Raw genomic sequence first — 20,162 nt, 5'->3', positions numbered from 1 at the left:
GGCGTCACTTCCGGGCGTTGAGGATGTGCTGGAGCAACTGCCGCGAGATGCGCAGCAGCTTCGCCGCGCCGCGCACACTGCCCTCGGACTTCGCCAGGGCCTCGTCCACCAGCGTGTCCCGGACGACGCCCTCCAACTGGTGCAGCGGCACCTGCCCGGCGCTCGCCCGCAGCGCGTGCACCAGGTCGGGAGGCCGCGCCAGCGTCCGCGTCCACACCTCCTCCAGCCGCGTCAGGTCCAGGGGCTTGGGGAGGAAGGCCCGCACACCCCCGGAGGCCAGCCGGAAGGCCTGCTCGGCGGTGGCGTTGCCACTGATGGCGATGACATGCGGCAGGGGCTCCACGGCCTGCAGGTCCTCCAGCAACGTGTCGCTGGTGCCGTCCGGAAGGCTGACGTCCAACAGCACGGCGTCCGGGGGCTGCTCCTTCAACACCTTCCGGGCCGCGGCGAGCGTCGTCACGTGGGTGATGTGCTCGGCGTGGGAGCGCAGCGCGTCCTCCAGCACGGACGCCAGCCGCTCCGAGTCCTCCACCAGCAAGAGATGTCGCACGCGGCCCACCTCTTGAAACCTAGCACCGATGTCTGAGCACCCTCCGCCGGCCACGCCGGAACAGATTGCCCACCGTGTCCTGGCGGACGCCTCCAACGACGGCGAGGCGTGGGTGAGCACGGTGCGCATGGTGTTCTGCGGGCTGGTGCTGACGCGGTTCCTGATGCTGGGCGGCATCCACGCGGAGGGAGGGATTCCGGCGGCGCTGGTGCAACTGCCCGTGCTGGGCTTCGCCATCGGCGCGTCCGCGGTCGCGAGGTGGGCCGCCCGGCGGCGCCTGTTCGGTCCCGGCCTGCTGGTCGCCTCCACCGTGCTGGACGCGGTGTTCGCCCATGCCTCGCTGTTGTCCACGCTGGTATGGCACGGCCCCCACTACACGGGGCTGCTGCGCATGCCCGACCCGTCCGCCGCCATCGCAGTCGTGTTCATCACCGCGCTGCGCCTGTCACCCCGGGCCGCCTGGGCGGGCGCCGCCGCGAACCTCCTGCTCATGGGAGGACTCGTCGCGCTGGACTTCCACCTCAACGCCCGCTTCGTCACCTACGGCCTGTCGGAGGTGGCGCTGCTCTTCATCTTCATCGGAAGCGTGGGGGCGGTTGCCTCCATGGCCTGTGTCATCGCCCGGCGGATGGTGCTCAAGGCGGGATGTGAGAGCGCGCGTGTCGAGAGGACCCGCCGGCACCTGGACCTGCTCCTGCGGGAGCACCATGACGTGAGGACGTTGTTGTCCTCGGCGCGACTGCGCGCGGATCTCCTCGTCCGGGACCCTGCCAGCGCCGCGTGCTCGCGCTACGCCCAGGCGCTCGTGCAGGACCTGCGCGAGCTGGGGGACTTCGTGTCCAGCGTGAAGTCGCGCACGCTGGGCGAGCTGGCGATGATCGACGAAGCGGAGCTGGTGGATGTTGGCGCCACGCTGCGCCACGCGGCGGACGTCGTCCGGTCGCGCTTCGCCCACGTCCACATCGTCGTCGGGACGGAGGCGCCCGACACGCCGCGGGGCCAGGCACCCCGCGCCCGCATCGTCGGCGGTGAGCGGGGCCTGTCCCATGTGGTGACCAACCTGCTCGTGAATGCCTGCGAAGGCGATGGGCAGCGAGGCGCCCGCACGGTGCGGGTCAGCGTGGAGCCGGATGGGAATCCCCTGCTCATCCGGCTGCGCGTGAGCGACGACGGTCCCGGCTTCCGCGAGGGGCTGCTGGAGGGCGCGCGTCCCTGGGGCGGCACCACCAAGCGGGACGGTTCGGGACTGGGCATGCTCCTGGTGGGCGGGCTGGTCGAGGCGAGCGGCGGCTCCCTCCTCGCCTCCAGCCCACCGGGAGGGGGTGCCCGGGTGGACGTGCTGCTGCCGTCTGGCGGCTGAGCCTTCAGCCACGCTGGGGCCGCGCCTCCAGTCGCGAGGACACGCCAGGCGCACGGTGCCACGTGGGTCCCCAGGCCAGCCCGAAGCCCAGGTGCGCGACGAGCATCAACGCCAGCGGCTCCCGGAGGTCCTGGCCGAAGGCGGGCAGCACCTTGAGCGCCACCGCGAGCAGCGCGCAGCCCGTGAGCCCCACCACGCAGGTGCGTGTCCACCGCTCCGCGCGCTGGCTTCCGAACGCCACGCCGATTCCCAGCGGAACGAGCGCGAGCGCGAGCGGGTTGAACAGCAGCAGGGACTCGCTGCCGCGCAGGGCCGCGTGTTCGGAGTAGCGCGTCAGCACCAGGCCCACGCAGCCCACCGCGCCGGACATCAGCCCGAACAGCGCGGGGTACAGCCCGGAGGCGATGCGGACTCCCGGCGTTGCCTCGCGCCCACGCCGCGGGGAGAGCAGCACCGCACCGCCCGCGATGGCCGCGCCCAGGATGAAGAGACCCTGGAGCAGGGGGGCGCTGGCCTCTTCGTCAAAGACAGGCGTCGCGCTGGACACGGACACGTTGACCCGGTGGCTCACGAACCCTCCGTGTCCCTCCGGCACGGAGGCGGTGTCGAGCAGCCGGGCCAGCTCCCGGGGCACGAAGGCCTCCTCCCAGCGCGTCCTGGGGGCGTCCATGACGTCGTTCACCCAGGTCAGCAGCAGCAGTCCCACGACCGGATGGTGCCGGGTATGGCGCCGCAGGTGTTCGCGCCAGGAGAGGCGCGCGGGGAGGGTGGACGCCGCGCGGAGCGAACCTTCCCAGGCGTCGTCCAGCGCGTCCCTGACGCGCGTCGCGCAGTTGTTGTCGGTGGGGTGATAGGCGTAGAGGCGGTGTTCAGGACTCACGTCCCGTTCGAGTCGGGCCAGCAGCCGTCGTCGTGCCCGTGGGGTGAGGCGCAGCTCCTGCGCGGTGATGGAGCGGTCCTCCCGCTGGTAGGTGGCGAACGTGTGCGCCACCGGCAGGCGCGCGGCCCAGAAGGGCTGATGCCGCACGAGAAAGTGGAGCGCACTGCCCTGGCCTTCGTGCGTCGTCATCCCGTAGCTGTAGAGGACGTCGGTGCCAAGCCGCGTGTCCTCAAGCCACAGCGCGCTGTGTCCGAAGAGTTGGTGCGCCTCCTGGCCCGGACCGAACGTCACCAGCTTCACGCGCAGGTCTTCGGGATGTTCGCCAAAACCCGGGGGCAGCGCGGCTTGCGCGGAGGTGCTCCCCAGCCATCCGAGGAGCAGCAGCAGGCAGAGAGGTCGGGCCATGCGCGCGGTATCGCGCGGTCGCCACGCCCGGGGGCAGTGCAAGAAGATTGGCAGTGTGCGCGTCGGGGGCTTCCCGGCAGGGTGTTTGAAGCCCGCGCCTCTGGGAGGTGGCGGGTGACGTGTCCGTCCCACCCCCGCACCCCACGAAAGAGAAGCCTGCCATGACTGGAATCCGCTCCCTGAGCGCCGTCTCCCGCCGCGCCTTCGCCACCCTCGTCGCCGCAGTCGCGGTGGCCGTCGTCACCCTGTCGCCCGGTGCCGCGTTCGCCATCGATGACGCCCACCGCATCACCCAGCTCACGGTGACCATCGTCACGGGCGGGGACGACCTGCGCACCGCGAGCAACGCGGTGGCGTCGTTCCGCTATACGAACACGTCGGGCAACCAGCTCGTCACCAGCTTCAACCTGAACAACGGCGTGTCGTGGCCCAACTCCTCCACGAAGACGGTCACCTTCGCGACGCCGGCCGGCATCTACCAGGGGCTGCTGCTGGACTTCGCCATCCAGTTCACCTCCGGCCAGCCGGACATCTTCTCCACGGGCGACAACTGGAACATGAACGCCATCACGGTGACGGCCCGCATGGCGGACGGCTCCAACGTCATCCTGGTGAGCCAGGCCGGCAGCCCCCTGCACCGCTTCCAGAGCGACACCAACACCCGCTGGGTCAACGCGTTCTAGGGCGCCGCGCCTCCGGCGCGTCCGGTGGACCCGTCGGGACGAGGAGGTAGGCCGGGGTGGGGCTTCCCGGTCCGGGGGACCTCCTCGCTCTCACGCGAGCGTCGGAAGAAATGCCGTGTCGAATTCACGGCCCCTCGTTCGACGTGGAGCTGAAGCCTCCTGGGATGCACCCGGGAGGCACCTTCGTCTGGACCCGGAGCCGTCCCCATGGCCATCAAGCTCGCCGTCGCCGCCCTCATCCTCCTCGCAGCGCTGGGGACCTTCATCGCCACCCGCCCGGACCGCTTCAGCATCGAGCGCCACGCCCTGGTCCAGGCCTCCCCGGCCGTCGTCTTCGCGATGATCAACGACCTGCGCCAGTTCGACGCGTGGTCGCCGTATCGCTTCGAACTCGCGCCGGGGCTGAGCAAGTCCTTCGAGGGGCCGGCCACGGGGCAGGGCGCCAGCTACACCTGGGAAGGCGGCAGCAAGGCGGGGGCGGGGCGCATGACCCTCGTGGAGAGCCGCCCTTCGGAGCGCGTCGTCCTCAAGCTGGAGTTCTTCAAGCCGTTCGCCGCGACGAACCAGACCGTCTTCACGCTCGCGCCCGTCGAGGGCGGCACCCGGGTGAGCTGGCGCATGGAGGGGGAGAACACCCTGATGGGCAAGGCGTTCTCGCTCGTCGTGAACATGGACACGATGCTGGGCAAGGACTTCGAGAGGGGGCTCGCGAACCTGGACGCCGCGGCGCGCAGCGGGACGCAGGCGGACTCCCAGCGCGCGCAGGCCGGCACGGCGACGCCCGCGTCCGCGCTCTAACCGAGCGCCGCGTACGCCGCCTTCGAGAACGCCACGGCGAAGGCTTCGTCGTCGGGGCCCGACAGGATCCGCTGGGTCAGCAGGATGGCCACCAGGTCCTGCACGGGGTCGATGAAGAACGTGGTGCCGAAGCCGCCGGCCCAGCCATAGCGACCCGCCGTGGGGGAGATGCCATCCGGCCGCGTCGTGACGCTTCCGCCGAAGCCCCAGCCGGACGTGTCCCAGAAGCCCGGGAAGAAGGGCGAGGCGGCCTTCTGCTCGGCGGGGATCTGATCCGTCGTCATCTCCCGGATGCTCTCGGGGGACAGGATGCGCGTCGCACCGTGGCGGCCCTGGTTCAACAGCATCCGGCAGAAGGTGAGGAAGTCGTCGGCGGTGGACACCAGTCCGCCGCCCTGTCCCCCGCCCGCGAGGAAGGCGGCAGGCTGCGAGCCCGGGGCCGTCCGGGGCTCGTGCCAGACCGTGAGCGCTCCGGTGCCAGGGGCTCGCTGGTAGGTCGTCGCCAGCCGTCCCCGCTTCTCCGGCGGCACGCTGAACGCGGTGTCGTTCATGCCCAGCGGCTGGAAGAGGCGTTCGGCGAGGAAGTCATCGAACCCCCTTCCAGAAGCGCGCGCGACCAGCACGCCCAGGACCTCGAAACCGGTGTGATACATCCACCGTTCTCCCGGTTGATGGACGAGCGGCAGCGCTCCCAGCCGGCGCATGAATTCGTCGGCGGTGTAGGGAATGGGGTCGAAGCCCGGAGCCACCCGCGCCGCCTGCATCGCCTTCTGGATGGGGTAGGTGTCCGGAGGCGCCATCACCGCGCCAGTTCCCAGCCGCAGCGTGAGCAGGTCGCGCACCGTGATGGGCCGGCGCGCCGGCACCGTGTCCTCCAGCGGGCTGTCGAGCGCGCGCAGGACGCGGCGGTTCGCCAGCTCCGGCAGCCACCGGTCCACAGGGGTGTCCAACTGGAGCGTTCCATCCTCCACGAGCATCAACGTGGCCACGGCCGTGACGGGCTTGCCCATGGACGCGATGCGGAAGAGGGTGTCGCGCCGCATGGGCACGCGGGACTGGACGTCCTGCACACCCAACGCGTCCACGTGGACCTGATCCCCCCGCGCCACCAGGGCGACGAGGCCGGGCAGTCCGCCCGGGTCCACCGGGCCGCGCAGGACGGCTGTCACGCCGGCGAGCCCCTTCGGGGACAGCGGCTCCGTCACCCGCGTCGAGGAAGGGGCCTGTCCCGTCGGCTCTATCGTCGTCATGTCGCGTCTCCTCTCCGTTACTGACTCTCAACGCGCACGACGGGAGACAATCCCTCACGGGGGCGGGACCGCGAGGGGCCGCCTGCCTGACTGGCCCTTCAAGCTACCGCTTCGCGAGCATGAAGGCGGTGATGGAGTAGCGCTGGTGGCCCTGGGCCGCGGGCAGCCACTCCGTCACGCGGTGCGGGGCGTTCACGGCGCGGAAGATGAACACCGAGTTGAAGATGGGCGGGACGCGCATCAGGTCCCGGTCGCCGTCCGGGTGCGGGAACGCGAGCACCCCGCCGAACGACTCCTGCCAGGGACGGGTGAAGTTGTAGACGACCGCGACCCCTTCCTCGTCCGTGTCCCGGTGCTCCGGGAACTGCTCGCCCACGTCCATGCGCGACACCTGGACCTGACGGGTCTCCAGCTTCTGGGGCCAGCCCACGAGCGCCGCGTGGAAGTCCGCGCCGTCCTCGCTCGCGAGCCACGCGCAGAAGTCCGACAGGACGCCGGGGGCCTGCTGCGCCAGGGGCGCGATGTGCAGCGGATAGGGCCCGTGGTGGTGGCGCTGGAAGCGGGCGTCGCGGAGCGCCAGGCGCATGGCCTCGGCGCGCTCGGGCAGGAGCACGCGCTGGAGGCAGACGTGCGGCACCCGTCCACCGGAGACGAACTCGTGGCGGATGGCGTCGTGCAGCTTCGGGGATGCGTTCGCGAGCGGGGACCACCCGGACGCGGAAGGGGGGAACGCGCTCGGCGGCTTCGCGCGAACGTGGCCGAAGACGCTGTCGGCGAAGTTCGCGACGAAGAAGCCGCTGGGGCGCTCAGGCCTTGGCGACGAGGTAGCTGGCGAGTCGGGTGATGACTTTTCCGTCGCGCGGATCATCGAAGAAGGAGATGGCGGGAGTGGGGTTGAATTCAAGGGCCACGAAGTCGCCCTCGGCGGTACGGCGCAGGTCCACCGCGGTGAAGACCATGCCCAGCGCCTTCGCGCCTCGGATGCACATGTCCCAGGCTTCCTTGGGCAGGCGGCCGGGCTTCACCTTGTCCAGGTTCTGCCGCGCGTCGACCACACCCTCGGTGGGGATGCGGAAGGCGGCCACGGGCTCGCCGTCGAGCACGTAGGCGCGGAACTCGTCGCCCTGGATCTGCTGCTGGAAGAGGACCGGGCAGTTGGCGAGCAGCGCCATCCGCTCCTCGGTGAGGTCCGCTTCGCCAATCTTCTGCACGAGCGCGCCGCCGCCCAGCGGCTTGTAGATGACGGCCTTGTGCCGGGCGACGAACTCCCGCACCGCGTCCGCCGAAGCGGTGCCCAGGCTCGCGGGCACGGGAATCTTGTGCCGTCGCAGCAGGGCCAACTGGTGCAGCTTCAGGTAGTGCAGCTCCACCGACTCCATCGGGTTGATGAAGGAGCACCCGCGCTTGTTGAGCGAGCGCAGGACGGAGTGCAGCAGCGACTGCCGCTCCCGCTCCGCGAGGTACTGCTCCTGCCAGCGCGGGAAGTTCCGCGCGGACAGGGCTTCGGCCTCGGGGACCGGGAGCGAGAGCCGGATGGCCTTGATGTAGAACGAGCGCAGGTCGCTGAGACATTCACCGTCCCAGAGCACGTCGCCGTCCTCCCAGCTCAGCGTGGCGGAGTCGGGCACCCGGTCGGTTTCCACGACGATGGCTCGCGCGCGTCGGCGCTCCACCGCTTCAGCGACGAAGCGGGTGGCGTCGTCCGTCCGCGAGCCGATGATCACGACCTTCTTCATGGACGCCATGGGGACCGTGACTCCGCCGGGAGGCTGCTCAGACCGGGCTGTCCATGCGGACCTTCAGCACGTGGGTGTCCAGCGGCTTGATGTCGAGCTTCGGCGGCTTGAACGAAGGCTCCGAGGGCCCACGGATGGGGTCGTCGGAGATGATCTTCACGATGACGCCGTCATCGATGTCCTTGATGCTGCCGCCGTTGCCCCCGCTGATGGGGTTGGTGGGCTCGTCCGCGATGACCTTCACGATGTGGTCGTCGATCTTCAGGCCAGAGTCCCCATCGCCCTTGACGGGGGTGGTGGGCTCATCCGCGATGACCTTGATGGGCCCGTGCGGGAAGCCGATGTCCTTGAAGTCGCCCTTGCCGCCGATGTTGCCCTTGAAGCCGATGTCGTCCTTGAAGTCGCCCTTGCCGCCAATGTTGCCCTTGAAGCCGATGTCACCGCCGCCCGTGACGGGGTTGGTAGGCTCGTCCGCGACGATCTTCACGATGTGGTCGTCGATGAGGCCCGGGGTTCCGCCGCCCGTGACAGGGGTCGTGGGCTCGTCCGCGATGACCTTCATGATGATGCGGTCATTGACCTTGAGGCCCGTGTTCTCGCCCTTGGCGGGGGTGGTGGGCTCGTCCGCGATGACCTTCATGATGATGCGGTCATTGATCTTGAGGCCCTCCTTGCCGGACTTCGGGGCGGTCTTCGTCTGCTCGAAGGAGTCGCCAGGGGCCTTGGGGGCCTTCTTCAGCTCGGGCGCGCCAGCCGGCTTGCCCTCGGTCGTGGCGCTCTTCGGCGCGGTCTTGGGCGTTGAAACGAATCCAGTCGGCGATTTGATCTTGGTCATGGGGGTCCTTTGCGATGGGTTATCGCGCCGGATTCCCTGTGAGTTGCTTGATTCTCCGAACATGAGAGGCCTGCTCGCCCGTTTCTTCCCAGCCGGCCGTCCGTGTCGCGAAAACCCCTGTGACTACAGGGGCTTGGAAGGCCGGTGGTAGAGCTTGCGCAGCTCCTCCTTGGCCTCCTGGAGCGCGCGTCTGCGGGAGGCCGGGAGGTTCTTCCCCGCGCGGTTGCCGTAGAACGTGAGCATCGACATGGCGGACTGGAACGGAGAGGCCTTCCTCCGGGTGCTGCGTTCGGCGGAGCGTTTCACGGAGCGTGCGATCTCCTTCGGGGAGCGTGTGAAGATCCGCTCCTCCAGCGTCATCGCGTCGCTGTGCTCCGTCACCGCCTGGGACCAGCGGCGCCGCTCCGGTGAATGGGACGCGGTGGACGTCTTCCGGGGGGCGGCTGCCATCGCGCGCTACCTCCCCGTCCGGGCCTTGCCCCGCGGCACCGCGCTCTTCGCCGGGTCCTGCTTGGGCGTGCGTGCGGGGACCGGCTCCTCGCGGATGAACTCCCCCTGGACGGTCATGGGTCGCTTGTCCTCGCGGGGGTCCTTCCTGGCTTTGTCGGGGGGCTGCTTGTCGGGCATGGGTTCCTCCTGACGGGCTGAGCGCGCCATGGCCCAAACCTGTGGCCGCGGCGCGGAGCGACAAGGTGGGGAGCCGCGCCGGCCTTCGCATCGCCTCCCCCGGCTGCTCGTCCGGTCGTCCACCGTTCAGGGAAGAAGCCCCGCCCGCGTAGGCTCCGCGTCCATGCCTTCGCGTTCTGCCTTGAAGCGCCTGAAGCCGTGGTGGGGTGTCCTGGCGCTGCTCATCGTCTCATGCGCGGCGCACGAGCCCACCCGCGCGGAGGACCGGAACGACACGGGGGCGAGGGAGCTGCGCGCGCGCATCTACCTGGCGAAGGGCGAGGCAGCCGTCGAGTCCCGGCAGTGGGGCGTGGCGGCGGCCTCCTTCGCCATCGCTCGGGCCTCCCACGACTCGCTGGCGGCGCGGTGGGGGCAGGGACAGGCGTCGGTCCGAGCCTCCACGTTGCGCTGGACGAAGCCGTTCGAAGGCTCCGTCCTCGCCGTCGCGTTCTCTCCGGATGGGCGGGTGCTGGCCTCCGCGGGCTACGACTCCATCGTCCGGCTCTGGGGAGTGGAGCGCGGGGAGCTGCTAGCGGAGCTCAAGGGGCACACGGCGGAGGTGCACGCCGTGGCCTTCACGCCGGACGGTCAATGGCTGGCGTCCGCCGGCAGGCCCGGGGAGATTCGTGTCTGGGATTGGCGGCAGGGGCGCCAGGTGGCGCTGTTGCAGGGACACGCGGACGTCGTGCGAGGGCTGGCGTTCTCACCCACGGGTGACCGGTTGGCTTCCGGAGGGTTGGACAAGACGGTCCGTGTCTGGAGCCTGGCCACCGGCACGGAGCACCTGCGCTTCGAACATGACGAGCATGTGATCGCGGTGGCCTTCTCCGCGGATGGACAGCGGCTGCTCTCGACTAGCATGGACAAGAGCGCGCGGGTCTGGGACCTGGAGACGCGCAAGGAAGCGCACCGCCTCATGGGTCACGAGGAGAAGGTGGAGTCAGGGGCCTTCTCCTTGGACGGTCAGCGGATCATGACCGCCGCGGCCGACCACGCCCTGCGCTTCTGGGATGCGAGGTCAGGGCAGCTCGTCGATGTCGTGCGCAACGCGGGGGATGTGTCCGCCGCCGCCATCGACCCCGCGTTCACGCTCGTCATCCAGGCGGGATGGGATGGGCGCGTCCAGCTCGTCGAGGCGCGTGGCGGAGCCCTGGTGGAGCGGCTGGATGCACACCGGGGCTTCGTGATGTGCGTGGCGTTGTCTCCCGACGGGCGCACCTTCGCTTCCGGCGGGATGGATGGCGTGCTGAAGGTCTGGTCCCGGCCGGGTGCTCCGCCGGACACGCTGCTTCGCGGACATGGGGCCTGGGTGGAGGCGCTCGCGTTCTCCCAGGAGCAGGAGTTGATCTCCGGCGCGGAGGACGGGCTGCGACGGTGGCGCGTCGCGGATTGGAACCGCGTCGTTTCGAGCGCGGAGGGGACGGAGGCCACGGTGTCGCTCGCCGTGAGTCCGGACCGGAAGCTCCTCGCGGTGGGCACGTTGAAGGGGCGGGTGCGGGTGTTGGAAGCCGGCTCGGGCCGACCGCTGTTGGAGCTGTCGGGTGTGAAGGGCTCCGTGCGCGCGGTGGCCTTCAGCCCGGATGGGAAGAGGCTCGCCGCGGCGGGAGACCCGGACATCCACCTCTGGTCCCTGCCCGAGGGCACGCCCGTGGGGCGGCTCCAGGGGCACACCGGGAAGCTCTGGGCCCTGGCCTTCGATGGGACGGGGCATCGGCTCGCGTCGGGCGGAGCGGACATGACCGTGAGGACCTGGAACGTGGACACGCTTCAGCCGTTGCTGCGGCTCGAAGCCGGGGAGCGGGTCCGGGCGGTGGCCTTCACGCCGTCCGGTGACCAGTTGGTGACGGCGGGCATGCGGCAGCCCATCCGCCTCTGGAACGCGGTGACCGGCCAGCGGTTGATGGCGATGGATGAGGGCACGGTCGGGGTCCTGTCCCTGGCCCTGTCGCCTGACGGGCGGTTCCTGGCCTCCGGGGGCCTGGACGCGGACGTGAAGGTCTGGGGCCTGACCTCCGGGGAGCTGATGGGGCGGCTCGGAGGACAGCAGGGCTTCCTGTCGGCGCTGGCCTTCTCACCCGACGGCGCGCTCCTGGCCTCCGCGGCCTCCGACCGGACCGTGCACCTGGTCGGGTTCCAGACCCTGGCCCATCCACCCCCGGCGGGGACAGGGATTGAAGACCTCCTGCGACGCCATGGGCTGGTCTGGGACTCCGCGCGGTTCCTCATCCAGTCCCGCTGACGGCCACGGCATCAACGGCCCGTGCACGTGGCCTTCGGTGCCGGGAACTGCTCAGCGAGCGGCGGAGGCGGGGCCGGTGCCTTGCGACGTCGCCCGGGCGTACAGGTCGCGCTTGAAGCCCAGCGAGAAGAGCACCAGGGTGATGAGGTACACGGGCTCGATGAAGAAGAGTAGCGGGCCGCCCAGGGACAGCCCGTGGGTCTTCTTCTCGAAGACGACGTGCGCGCCCACCACCAGCGCGAACCGCATCACCATCACGCCCACCGCCACACCCACGGCGGTCCCGGTCGCAAGGCGTGCCACCGCCTCGGCGGCCATGAGCGTGGGCAGTAGCGGAAGGGCCATGAGCAGGCCGGCGGTCCACTCCAGCATCACGGCATAGAGGACCACCGCGAGCACCAGCAGGTGCGCGGCCGTCAGGGACACGCCGGGAACCGGGAGCCGCACCCAGGAGAGGGGCACGAGCAGGGAGAAGGTGAAGAGGTAGGCGCCCACGAAGTGCACGGCGCGGCTGACGCCGTTCTCGTGCAGGGGCAGCCAGGGGCGCAGTTTGTCGGCGAAGCTCATGGGCGCGGAATTTAGGCGATTGGCGCCAGGGGGACATCTCCGGGCCCGGAGAATATCGACCCCGCCGGGCGTACCTGTGGGGCCGCACCCGCCGTCATGGCCCGGATTCCGCAAGACCTCGCTGGTGGCAGCCCCTGGAACGGTGGCTGCCGCGCGATGGGCGCGTGCTTTTGGGTGCATGGGATTGGATTCGATGCCGACACGCGCTGGTGGAGACAGGCAATCCCTGGGGGATGGTGTGACATTGCGAGGAACTTCGCGTGAAGGGCGTGAGAGGATTTGCCGGAAAAGGCAGGCGAACTCTGCCGGCAAAGTTTGCGGGTTCCAGGCAGCTATTGCCGTGAATGCATACACCGGTGCCGCTGCACGACAGGCAGGCGAAATCTGCTGTCGATGGAGCCCCAAAGGCAGGCGTAATCTGCGCTTTCCAATGCTCTCTCCAGAGTAGCGCGGAGCAAGTCCAGTTACATTGAATTAAGCGGATTAAGTCGCTTGATACGAGATTTCCGCTATCGCTCTGGCTTTTGTGGTGTTATGTCCATCGCAACCCGGTTGCGATGAGACAGTCCGCCGGGGTGACCCGTCATGGGTCGTGGTTCCAGAGGGGGAGTGATGGGAAAACATTGTAGCGGTATGGGGATGCAATCGACGACCGCCTGACGAGTCACCTCTGGAGGGGCGCTCGGTAGCGCACGCGTTCTCCCTTCCAGCGGGCTCCAATCCATTGCCAGAAAACCGTGGCCGGTCTGGACGTGTCTCCAGGACGGACCGCCATGTGCTTCGCCGTGTCGTGGGTACCTTGGGGGTGCTCACGTCGCTGGCGCTGACGGACCCGTTTTATCTCGAAGGAAGCAGCCTGCTATGTGCGGATTCATTGGCGTCTACCAGCGTACTCCCTCGTCCTTTGACGAGCGGGCCCTCATCACCGCGCTGACCACCATCCACCACCGCGGTCCCGATGAGCGCAGCCTGTGGCATGACCCTGCCGGCCGCGCCGTGCTGGGGCACGTCCGCCTGAGCATCATCGGTCTGGACAACGGCAAGCAGCCCATCGTCGCGGATCAGGGCGATCTGGCGCTGGTGGTCAACGGCGAGCTCTACGACCACGAGCGGATCCGCCGCGAGCTCCAGGCGCTCGGCTGCGAGTTCAAGACGGACTCCGACAGTGAGATCGCCCTGCACCTGTACCGCCGCTCCGGCCTCGCGGGCCTCAAGCAGCTTCGCGGCGAGTTCGCCATCCTGCTGTTCGACCGTCAGCGTCGCCTGATGCTGGCCGTGCGCGACCGCATGGGCATCAAGCCGATGTTCTACGCCCAGCACCGGGGCGCCTGGTACTTCGCGTCGGAGATCAAGGCCCTGCTGGCCGCCGGGGTCCCCGCGGAGTGGGACGAGGACGCCTACGCGAGCCGCGCCTTCTATCTGCGCGACCACACCCTCTTCAAGGGCGTGCGCAGCGTGCAGCCGGGCTGCTGGGTGATGGCGGACAGCGGTGGCCTGCACCATGGCCGCTACTGGGACATGGAGTTCGCCCGCCAGGACGCGCCGGATCCGTCCGACGAGCAGGGCATGATTGAAGCCGTGCGCGCCGCGGTGGAGAAGTCCGTGCGCCTGCGCCTGCGCGCCGACGTGCCCATGGGCGTCTACCTGAGCGGCGGCATTGATTCCTCCGCCATGCTGGGCGTGGCCACGCAGTTGTCCGGGCAGCCGCTGGACGCGTTCAACCTGTCCTTCACGGACATGGACGACTACGACGAGAACCGCTTCGCCCGGCTGGCCGCCGAACACAACGGCGCGCGCTTCCACACCGTGGCCGTGTCCCAGGACGACCTCGCGGACAACTTCGAGCAGGCCCTCTGGCACAACGAGACGCCGTTCTTCAACGCGCACGGCGTGGCCAAGTACATCCTGAGCCGCACGGTGCGCGACGCCGGGATGAAGGTCGTCCTCACCGGCGAGGGCGCCGACGAGGTCTTCGCCGGCTACCCGCACTTCCGCCGCGACATGCTCCTGTACAACCCGGAGCGCCAGGACCCGAAGCTCGTCACCCAGCTTCGCCAGCGCATCCAGGAGAGCGAGAACGGCTACCAGCGGCCGGACATGCCCCAGGACATCCACTGGATGGTGGAGCAGTTGAGCCACGGCGTGTCCTGGCTGGACAACCAGGCCGGTTGGTTCAAGGCGCTGGAGGCCCTCTACCGCAAGGACTTCCGCGACCGCTTCGAGGGCACGGACCCCTACCGCCAGTTCTACGACCGCCTGGACCACCGCAACCTGGAGGGCCGCGACCCGGTCCACAAGTCCATGTACCTGTGGGCCAAGTCCTACCTGCCCAACTTCGTGCTCACCACGCTGGGCGACCGTATGGAGATGGCCAACAGCATCGAGGGCCGCGTCCCCCTGCTGGACCACCACGTGGTGGAGCTGGCCTGCCAGATGCCCGTCTGGATGAAGGTGCGCGGCTCCACGGAGAAGTACGTGTTCCGCGAGGCGATGAAGTCCTACCTGCCGGACGCGCTCTACAAGCGCAAGAAGCACTACTTCCGCGCGCCCCCCGCCACCCTCCAGCAGAAGGGCCGGCTCTACCAGTTGGTGCGCGACGTGCTGAACGGTTCGGAGCTGGACTCGCTGCCCTTCTTCGATCCGGCCCGCGTGCGCGACCTGCTCCACCGCCTGCCCAAGCTGAGCGTCCATGAGCAGGGCCTGTTGGATCCGATGCTGATGGAGCTGACCAGCCTCTGCCTGTTGCAGAACCGCTACTCGCTGAGCTCCTCCAACTCCCAGCCCCTGTGGAGCGCCCGCGAGGAGGCGGCATGAGGGTCGCCATCATCGGCGCGGGCCTCAACGGCCTGGCCTGCGCGGTCATGCTCAAGCGCCTGGGCATCGACTGCGTCGTCTTCGAGCGCGGCAAGGGACCCCGGGACTCGGGCACGGGCATCTACGTGTGGCCGCAGGCCATGCAGGTGCTGCGCTTCGTGCTCAAGGACCGGAAGTTCCTCTCCCGCGGCCAGCCCATCGAGTTCCTGGACACGCACGACAAGCACGGCCGGCTCATCCACAGCCAGCCGGTGCGCCCGGACGGCCTGGGCCTGCCCGCGCCCGCGATGATGTTCCTTCGCACGGAGCTGTTCCGCCTGCTGGCGGACAGCCTGGAGGAGGACGACATCCACTACGACATGGGCTGCGAGAAGCTGGAGAACCTGGGCGACCAGGTGCGCCTCACCTTCACCAACGGCCACCGCTTCGACTTCGACCTCGTGGTGGGTGCGGACGGCGTCTCCTCCACGACGCGAGGGTTCGTCAACCCGGGGCTCCAGCCGCATGACACGGGGCTTGTCGCCAGCCGGGGCGTGGTGACGTTCGACTCGCCCCTGCTGCACTCCGACCGCTGTCAGATCTTCACGTCCCACCACTCGCGCGTGGTGACCTATCCGCTCAGCAAGGCCAGTTCGCTGCGCTACTGGTTCGCCGCCTACCAGCACAAGAACCAGCCCCTGCTGGACAGGCAGGGCCTGCTGGAGCTGTTCGCGCAGTTGCCGGAGGACCTGCTGCGGATGATGGCCATGACGCCGGAGGAGGACATCCTCACCCACAAGCTCAAGGCGCTCACCGGCGAGGGCCAGTGGTTCCGGGGCCGCGTGGTGATGCTGGGCGACAGCATCCACGCGATGCTGCCCACCCTGGGCTACGGACTGACGCTGGGGCTGGAGAACGGCTTCATGCTGGCCCAGGCGCTGGTGGGGCACTGCGACGCGGACCTGGAGACGGCGCTCAAGCGCTACGAAATCCGGGCCGCCCGGCGCTCGCGCGAGATGCTCCAGGTGATGAACGACTTCACCCAGCTCTACTACTTCGAGCCGGAGGGCGAGGTGTCCCCGGCGCGGTTGTCCCCCATCGTCCAGCGCTTCCAGCACCTGGCGCAGACCACGGTCTTCTAGGTGGGCACGGACGCGATGACAGAAGCCTTCCGGGAGCAGGTGCGCGCCTTCGTCAACGACCACGTGCGGCCTCACGTGGACGTCTGGGAGCGCGAGGGCGCGTACCCGCTGGAGCTCTACCGGCAGGCGGGCAGGGCGGGCCTGCTGTCGCTGGGGAAGTCCCCGGAGCAGCTCCCCGACGACCCCCGGGCGCTCGCGGTGCTGGTGGAGGAGCTGACCCTGGGGGGCTCCCAGGGCATCACCATGGGGCTCGCCTCGCACTTCGTCAGCCTGAAGGCGGTGCAGGGCAGCAGCGCGGAGGTGGCCGCCCGGGTGGTGCCGGCGGTGCTCAAGGGCGACCAGGGCATCGTCCTGGCGTTGACGGAGCCCCAGGCGGGCTCCGACCTGCGCGCCTTCGAGTGCCGGGCGGAGTCGCACGGGGGCGGGTACCGGCTCACCGGGGAGAAGCGCTTCATCTGCAACGGGGGCCGCGCGGACCTGCTGCTGGTGGGCGCGGTCCACGAGGGGGCCCTGGGGCTGTTCCTGGTCGAGGCCTCCGCGCCGGGCCTGAGCAGCACGCGGCTGGCCTGCCTGGGCTGGCGGTGCCTGCCGCTCGCCGCCCTGAAGTTCGAAGCGACGCCCGCGCGCCTCCTCATCACCGGACGCGAGGCGGGGCGCCTGCTCCAGCAGTGCCTGCAACAGGAGCGGCTGAACCTGGCGGTGATGGCGGTGGCGTCCGCGGAGCTCGCGCTGCGCGATACGGTGGCGCACTGCCGCGCGCGCCGGGTGGGCGGCGAGGCGCTGCTGGACAAGTCCGTGCTGCGCCAGCGCCTGGCGGAGCGGCACTCCGAATTGAGCGTGGTGCGGGTGTACGTGGAGCAGGCGGTGCGCTGGCAGGCGGAGGGACGGTTGTCCCCGGCGCAGGCCGCCATCGCCAAGAACTCCGCGGTGGATGTGCTGGAGCGCGTCGCGCACGACGCGGTCCAGTTGCAGGGCGCGCACGGCTGCGTCGAACCGGCCCTGGTGGAGCGCATCTACCGCGACGCGCGGCTGCTCGGCATTGGCGGGGGCGCGCGCGAAGTCATGCTGGAAGTCATCGGACGGGCCTTGTGACGGGAGACACCATGAAGGACGTGAGTGAACACGCCCGGGCGCACTCGCAGGCGCTCTTGGAGCACGCATACCAGCGCTACTGCGGCCTGCGGTTGATCGAGCAGCGCCCCGGCTTCTGCCAGTGCCGCCTGCGCGTCACGGAGGCCGTCGACAACCTGAGCCACACGCTGCACGGCGGGGTCATCTACTCCATGCTGGACGTGGTCAGCATGCTGGCCACCCTGCCGCTCCTGGGGCCCGACGAGTACGCGCTCACCAACAGCTTCAACAGCATGATGATGTCGGCCACCCCCCTGGGCGCGGAGGTCCTCTTCGAGGCGAGCGTGCTGAGAAGCGGCCGCAACCTCATCTTCACCCAGAGCCAGGCCTGGAAGATCGCGGAGGACGGCCAGCGCACGCAGATCGCCTCCGCGCAGTTGAGCAAGTTCCGCATGCGCGTGGACTGGCAGGACGGCGCGGCCCGCAAGGGCTGAAGCCTCCCGAGGCTCGGCCGAGCTCCGTCCGAGCCTCGGCTGTGCTTCAGCCGTGCTTCGCCGCGGCGTCGTGGCTCCAGCCCGTGTCGCTCGCGAAGCGCCGGGCCAGGAAGTCCACCCACGCGCGGATCTTCGGCGTGATGGTGCGTCCCGGCGCGTGCACGGCCCAGATGGACAGGTCCGGCAGCGCGTGGTCCGCCAGCACCTCCACCAGTTGGCCGCCCTTGAGCTCCTCCGCCACCGCGAACAGCGGGAACTGCCCGATGCCGGCATGCCCCAGCACCGCCGTCTTCAGGGCGAGGCTGCTGTTGGCCTGGAAGGGGCCGGTGGTCTCCACCAGGGACTCCTCGCCGTTGGGCCCGCGCAGCTTCCAGGCGGTGCCGGAGGCCAGGTAGGTGTACTGCACGCACCGGTGCTGTCGCAGGTCCTCGGGCCTTCGCGGCGTGCCGTGGCGGTTCAGGTACGCGGGCGTCGCGCAGATGACGCGGCGGCTGGACGCGAGCTTGCGCGCCACCAGTGACGAGTCCGGCATCTGCGCGATGCGGATGCAGACGTCGAACCCGTGCTCCACCAGGTCCACCACGCGGTCATCCAGTTGGATGTCCAGGTCGATCTCCGGGTAGCGCTCCAGGAACTCCGGCATGGCCGGCACCACCTGCATCAGCCCGAACGTCATCGGCAGGCTCACGCGCAGGCGCCCGCGCGGCTTGCGCCGCAAGAGCAGCACCTCCGCCTTCGCCGCCTCCAGCTCCTCCGTCATCCGCTGACACCGCGTGGCCAGCGCGCGCCCCTCCGCCGTCGGGGACAGCTTGCGCGTGGTGCGGTGCAGGAGCCGGACGCCCAGCGTGCTCTCCAGCAGCATCACCTGCTTGCTCACCGTCGCCTTCGACAGGCCCAGCGTCTTGGCCGCCACCGTGAAGCTGCCGGTCCGCACCACTTCGGCGAACGTGAAATAGGGCGCGACGTGCTCCATTGGTCACCTCCAGGAAACAATCCTTTTCCCTCCTGCGCGTAGTGTCCAGTCATCAACCCGCTCTATAGGGAAGTCATGGTTTCCCGAAGGAAGGTCCTCGGGGTGCACGTGGCGCTGCTCCTGGCCGCGACGGCCTGCACCCCTCCCGCGAACGAAGTGCCCCGCGCCGAGGCGCCGGGCGTATCTCGCGTGCTTTCCTCCACGGCGCCGGAGCCTTCCTTCCGGCTGGCGGCGCGCAAGGGGCCGCGTCCGGAGACGACCGACGCGCCTCCGGGCACGCCGCTGGCGCACCGGCAGTTGAGCCAGGTGTCCCCCACGGACATCCAGGAGCGGCTCTTCACCCGCGCGGCGGCGCTGCCGGACGTGACGGTGGCGCCCAGTGGCATCTCCGTGCCGGGGGCTCGCGCGTTCTGGCTGCGGCCGGACTCCGTGCGCGGACCGCGCGCGGCGTTCCAGGTGGGCACGGAGTTCGCGCACATCCACCCGGCGGAGGACGGCAGCCTGCACGTGAAGTTCCCGCCGGACCTGGCGCGGCAGGTGTTCCAGCAGGGCTGGGGCATGCCGCATCCGCGCTCCGGAACACCCATGCTTTATGGACCTCGCGACGCGGATGAGCTCGAGGTCGTGTGGCAACTGCTGTTGCGCTCCTACGCCTGGGCCCATGACGGCCAGGTGGTGGGAGTGACTGTCGAATGACGCAACCTGAACTTGAGAAGAGGCGGAACATGAAGATCCTTGTCACGGGCGCGACGGGCTACATCGGCGGCGCGGTGGTTGATGCGCTCAAGAAGGCGGGCCACCAGGTCCTGGGCCTCGCGCGCTCCGAGGATGCGCGCAACAAGCTGACCGGCCGTGGCGTCCAGGCCGTGGCGGGCGACCTCGCGGACACCGCGGGGCTGGCCGCGCTGGTGAAGGACCTGGACGCGGTCGTCTGGACCGCGACGACCAACAGCGAGGCCGTGGACGCGCCCGCTGTCGCGGCGGTGCTGGAGGCGCTCAAGGGCACCAACAAGACGTTCGTCTACACCAGCGGCGTCTGGGTGCACGGCGACACGCGCGGCACCGTCGTGAACGAGGACACCCCGCTGAGCGCGGCGGCGCTGGTCGCCTGGCGCCCGGCCGTGGAGCAGCGCACCCTGGGCACGCCGGGCGTGCGCGGCATCGTCATCCGCCCGGGCATCGTCTACGGGCGTGGCGCCGGCATCCCCTCCATGCTCAGCTCGTCCGTGAAGGACGGCGGCGCCGCCCGCTTCATGGGCACGGGTGAGAACCACTGGCCGGTGGTGTTCGTGGAGGACCTGGCGGACCTCTATGTTCGCGCCGTCGAGCAGGCCCCCGCCGGCACCGTGCTGGTCGCCGTGCAGGGCCCGCCCCTGAAGGTGAAGGACATCGCCGCCGCCGCGAGCGAGGGCGCTGGCGCGGGTGGCAAGACGGTCGCCTGGCCGCTGGAGGAGGCGCGCAAGCAGTTCGGCGCCTTCGCCGACGCGCTGGCCCTGGACCAGAAGTTCTCCGCCGAGCGGGCGCAGTCGCTGCTGGGCTGGGTGCCCAAGGGCCCCGGCATCATCGACGAGCTGCGCAGCGGCTCCTACGCGCGGCGCTGAGACAGGCGGCTCTCGCTCGCGCGCCGGTGCCTCCAACACCGACGCGCGGCGGAGCGGCCCCTGCCGGAAGCGAGGGCTTGCGGCACAGGTGGGAGGGTGGGCGTCAAGGAGCGTGGGGG

The 20,162-nt window shown here is 69.8% G+C and carries 20 protein-coding genes; 10 read left to right on the top strand and 10 right to left on the bottom strand.

Going from position 1 to position 20,162, the window contains the following annotated elements; all coding sequences use genetic code 11:
* Positions 1–4: 4 nt before the first annotated feature.
* The gene (locus tag D7V88_RS10945; RefSeq protein WP_244238092.1) at positions 5–550 is read right to left on the bottom strand and encodes a response regulator; all 546 of its coding nucleotides are present in this window, start codon (positions 548–550) and stop codon (positions 5–7) included.
* Between the two features lie 28 nt (positions 551–578).
* Between D7V88_RS10945 and D7V88_RS10940 the strand changes: the two genes are divergently transcribed.
* The gene (locus tag D7V88_RS10940) at positions 579–1,910 is read left to right on the top strand and encodes an ATP-binding protein (protein WP_120540568.1); all 1,332 of its coding nucleotides are present in this window, start codon (positions 579–581) and stop codon (positions 1,908–1,910) included.
* A gap of 4 nt (positions 1,911–1,914) precedes the next feature.
* Here D7V88_RS10940 and D7V88_RS10935 read toward each other — a convergent pair whose 3' ends face one another.
* Positions 1,915–3,195, bottom strand: a complete 1,281-nt coding sequence (locus D7V88_RS10935; protein ID WP_120540567.1) for a lipoprotein N-acyltransferase Lnb domain-containing protein — start codon at positions 3,193–3,195, stop codon at positions 1,915–1,917.
* A 161-nt stretch (positions 3,196–3,356) separates the two neighbouring features.
* Between D7V88_RS10935 and D7V88_RS10930 the strand changes: the two genes are divergently transcribed.
* Positions 3,357–3,878: a hypothetical protein gene (locus tag D7V88_RS10930; RefSeq protein WP_120540566.1), complete on the top strand. Its 522-nt coding sequence runs from the start codon at positions 3,357–3,359 to the stop codon at positions 3,876–3,878.
* A 207-nt stretch (positions 3,879–4,085) separates the two neighbouring features.
* Positions 4,086–4,676, top strand: a complete 591-nt coding sequence (locus D7V88_RS10925; RefSeq protein WP_120540565.1) for an SRPBCC family protein — start codon at positions 4,086–4,088, stop codon at positions 4,674–4,676.
* Here the strand turns inward: D7V88_RS10925 and D7V88_RS10920 are convergent.
* From D7V88_RS10920 to D7V88_RS42995, 6 genes are all read right to left on the bottom strand, one after another.
* A complete protein-coding gene (locus D7V88_RS10920) occupies positions 4,673–5,926 on the bottom strand; it encodes a serine hydrolase domain-containing protein (protein ID WP_120540564.1) in 1,254 nt (417 codons plus the stop codon). The genes D7V88_RS10925 and D7V88_RS10920 overlap by 4 nt on opposite strands.
* Positions 5,927–6,029: 103 nt before the next feature.
* Positions 6,030–6,563 (bottom strand): 2OG-Fe(II) oxygenase, encoded by a 534-nt coding sequence (locus tag D7V88_RS10915; protein ID WP_244238091.1) that lies wholly within the window; start codon positions 6,561–6,563, stop codon positions 6,030–6,032.
* A gap of 169 nt (positions 6,564–6,732) precedes the next feature.
* A complete protein-coding gene (locus D7V88_RS10910; RefSeq protein WP_120540562.1) occupies positions 6,733–7,671 on the bottom strand; it encodes an ATP-grasp domain-containing protein in 939 nt (312 codons plus the stop codon).
* A gap of 28 nt (positions 7,672–7,699) precedes the next feature.
* Positions 7,700–8,497, bottom strand: coding sequence for a hypothetical protein (locus D7V88_RS10905; protein WP_120540561.1), 798 nt, complete (start codon positions 8,495–8,497; stop codon positions 7,700–7,702).
* 123 nt (positions 8,498–8,620) lie between these two features.
* Positions 8,621–8,947: a DUF3175 domain-containing protein gene (locus D7V88_RS10900; RefSeq protein ID WP_120540560.1), complete on the bottom strand. Its 327-nt coding sequence runs from the start codon at positions 8,945–8,947 to the stop codon at positions 8,621–8,623.
* 6 nt (positions 8,948–8,953) lie between these two features.
* A complete protein-coding gene (locus D7V88_RS42995) occupies positions 8,954–9,124 on the bottom strand; it encodes a hypothetical protein (protein ID WP_158625058.1) in 171 nt (56 codons plus the stop codon).
* A 163-nt stretch (positions 9,125–9,287) separates the two neighbouring features.
* On the opposite strand from D7V88_RS42995, the gene D7V88_RS10895 reads away from it, so the two are divergent.
* Positions 9,288–11,402, top strand: coding sequence for a WD40 repeat domain-containing protein (locus D7V88_RS10895; protein WP_120540559.1), 2,115 nt, complete (start codon positions 9,288–9,290; stop codon positions 11,400–11,402).
* A 51-nt stretch (positions 11,403–11,453) separates the two neighbouring features.
* Here the strand turns inward: D7V88_RS10895 and D7V88_RS10890 are convergent, their stop codons facing one another.
* Positions 11,454–11,969, bottom strand: a complete 516-nt coding sequence (locus D7V88_RS10890; protein ID WP_120540558.1) for an Mpo1-like protein — start codon at positions 11,967–11,969, stop codon at positions 11,454–11,456.
* Positions 11,970–12,830: 861 nt separating this feature from the next.
* Between D7V88_RS10890 and asnB the strand changes: the two genes are divergently transcribed.
* Genes asnB through D7V88_RS10870 form a run of 4 tightly spaced genes read left to right on the top strand, consistent with a single transcriptional unit; the run spans position 12,831 to position 17,469 of the window.
* Positions 12,831–14,783 (top strand): asparagine synthase (glutamine-hydrolyzing), encoded by a 1,953-nt coding sequence (gene asnB, locus D7V88_RS10885; protein ID WP_120540557.1) that lies wholly within the window; start codon positions 12,831–12,833, stop codon positions 14,781–14,783.
* Positions 14,780–15,904, top strand: coding sequence for an FAD-dependent monooxygenase (locus D7V88_RS10880; RefSeq protein WP_120540556.1), 1,125 nt, complete (start codon positions 14,780–14,782; stop codon positions 15,902–15,904). The genes asnB and D7V88_RS10880 overlap by 4 nt, the downstream gene beginning before the upstream one ends.
* 15 nt (positions 15,905–15,919) lie before the next feature.
* Positions 15,920–16,996, top strand: a complete 1,077-nt coding sequence (locus D7V88_RS10875) for an acyl-CoA dehydrogenase family protein (protein ID WP_120540584.1) — start codon at positions 15,920–15,922, stop codon at positions 16,994–16,996.
* 11 nt (positions 16,997–17,007) lie between these two features.
* On the top strand, positions 17,008–17,469 hold the full coding sequence (locus tag D7V88_RS10870; RefSeq protein WP_120540585.1) for a PaaI family thioesterase: 462 nt from the start codon (positions 17,008–17,010) through the stop codon (positions 17,467–17,469).
* A 46-nt stretch (positions 17,470–17,515) separates the two neighbouring features.
* Here the strand turns inward: D7V88_RS10870 and D7V88_RS10865 are convergent, their stop codons facing one another.
* Positions 17,516–18,442: a LysR family transcriptional regulator gene (locus D7V88_RS10865; RefSeq protein ID WP_120540555.1), complete on the bottom strand. Its 927-nt coding sequence runs from the start codon at positions 18,440–18,442 to the stop codon at positions 17,516–17,518.
* A 75-nt stretch (positions 18,443–18,517) separates the two neighbouring features.
* On the opposite strand from D7V88_RS10865, the gene D7V88_RS10860 reads away from it, so the two are divergent.
* Positions 18,518–19,138 carry a luciferase domain-containing protein gene (locus D7V88_RS10860; RefSeq protein WP_120540554.1) on the top strand — a complete coding sequence of 207 codons (621 nt, stop codon included), beginning with the start codon at positions 18,518–18,520 and terminating at the stop codon, positions 19,136–19,138.
* A 29-nt stretch (positions 19,139–19,167) separates the two neighbouring features.
* Complete coding sequence (locus D7V88_RS10855; protein WP_120540553.1) at positions 19,168–20,043, top strand: NAD-dependent epimerase/dehydratase family protein; 876 nt, start codon at positions 19,168–19,170, stop codon at positions 20,041–20,043.
* Positions 20,044–20,162 lie beyond the last annotated feature (119 nt).

This window comes from Corallococcus terminator (assembly GCF_003611635.1).
In the GTDB taxonomy this organism is placed as follows: domain Bacteria; phylum Myxococcota; class Myxococcia; order Myxococcales; family Myxococcaceae; genus Corallococcus; species Corallococcus terminator.
Note: the sequence above shows the minus strand (reverse complement) of the source record. Positions and strands in the feature narration are given on the sequence as shown.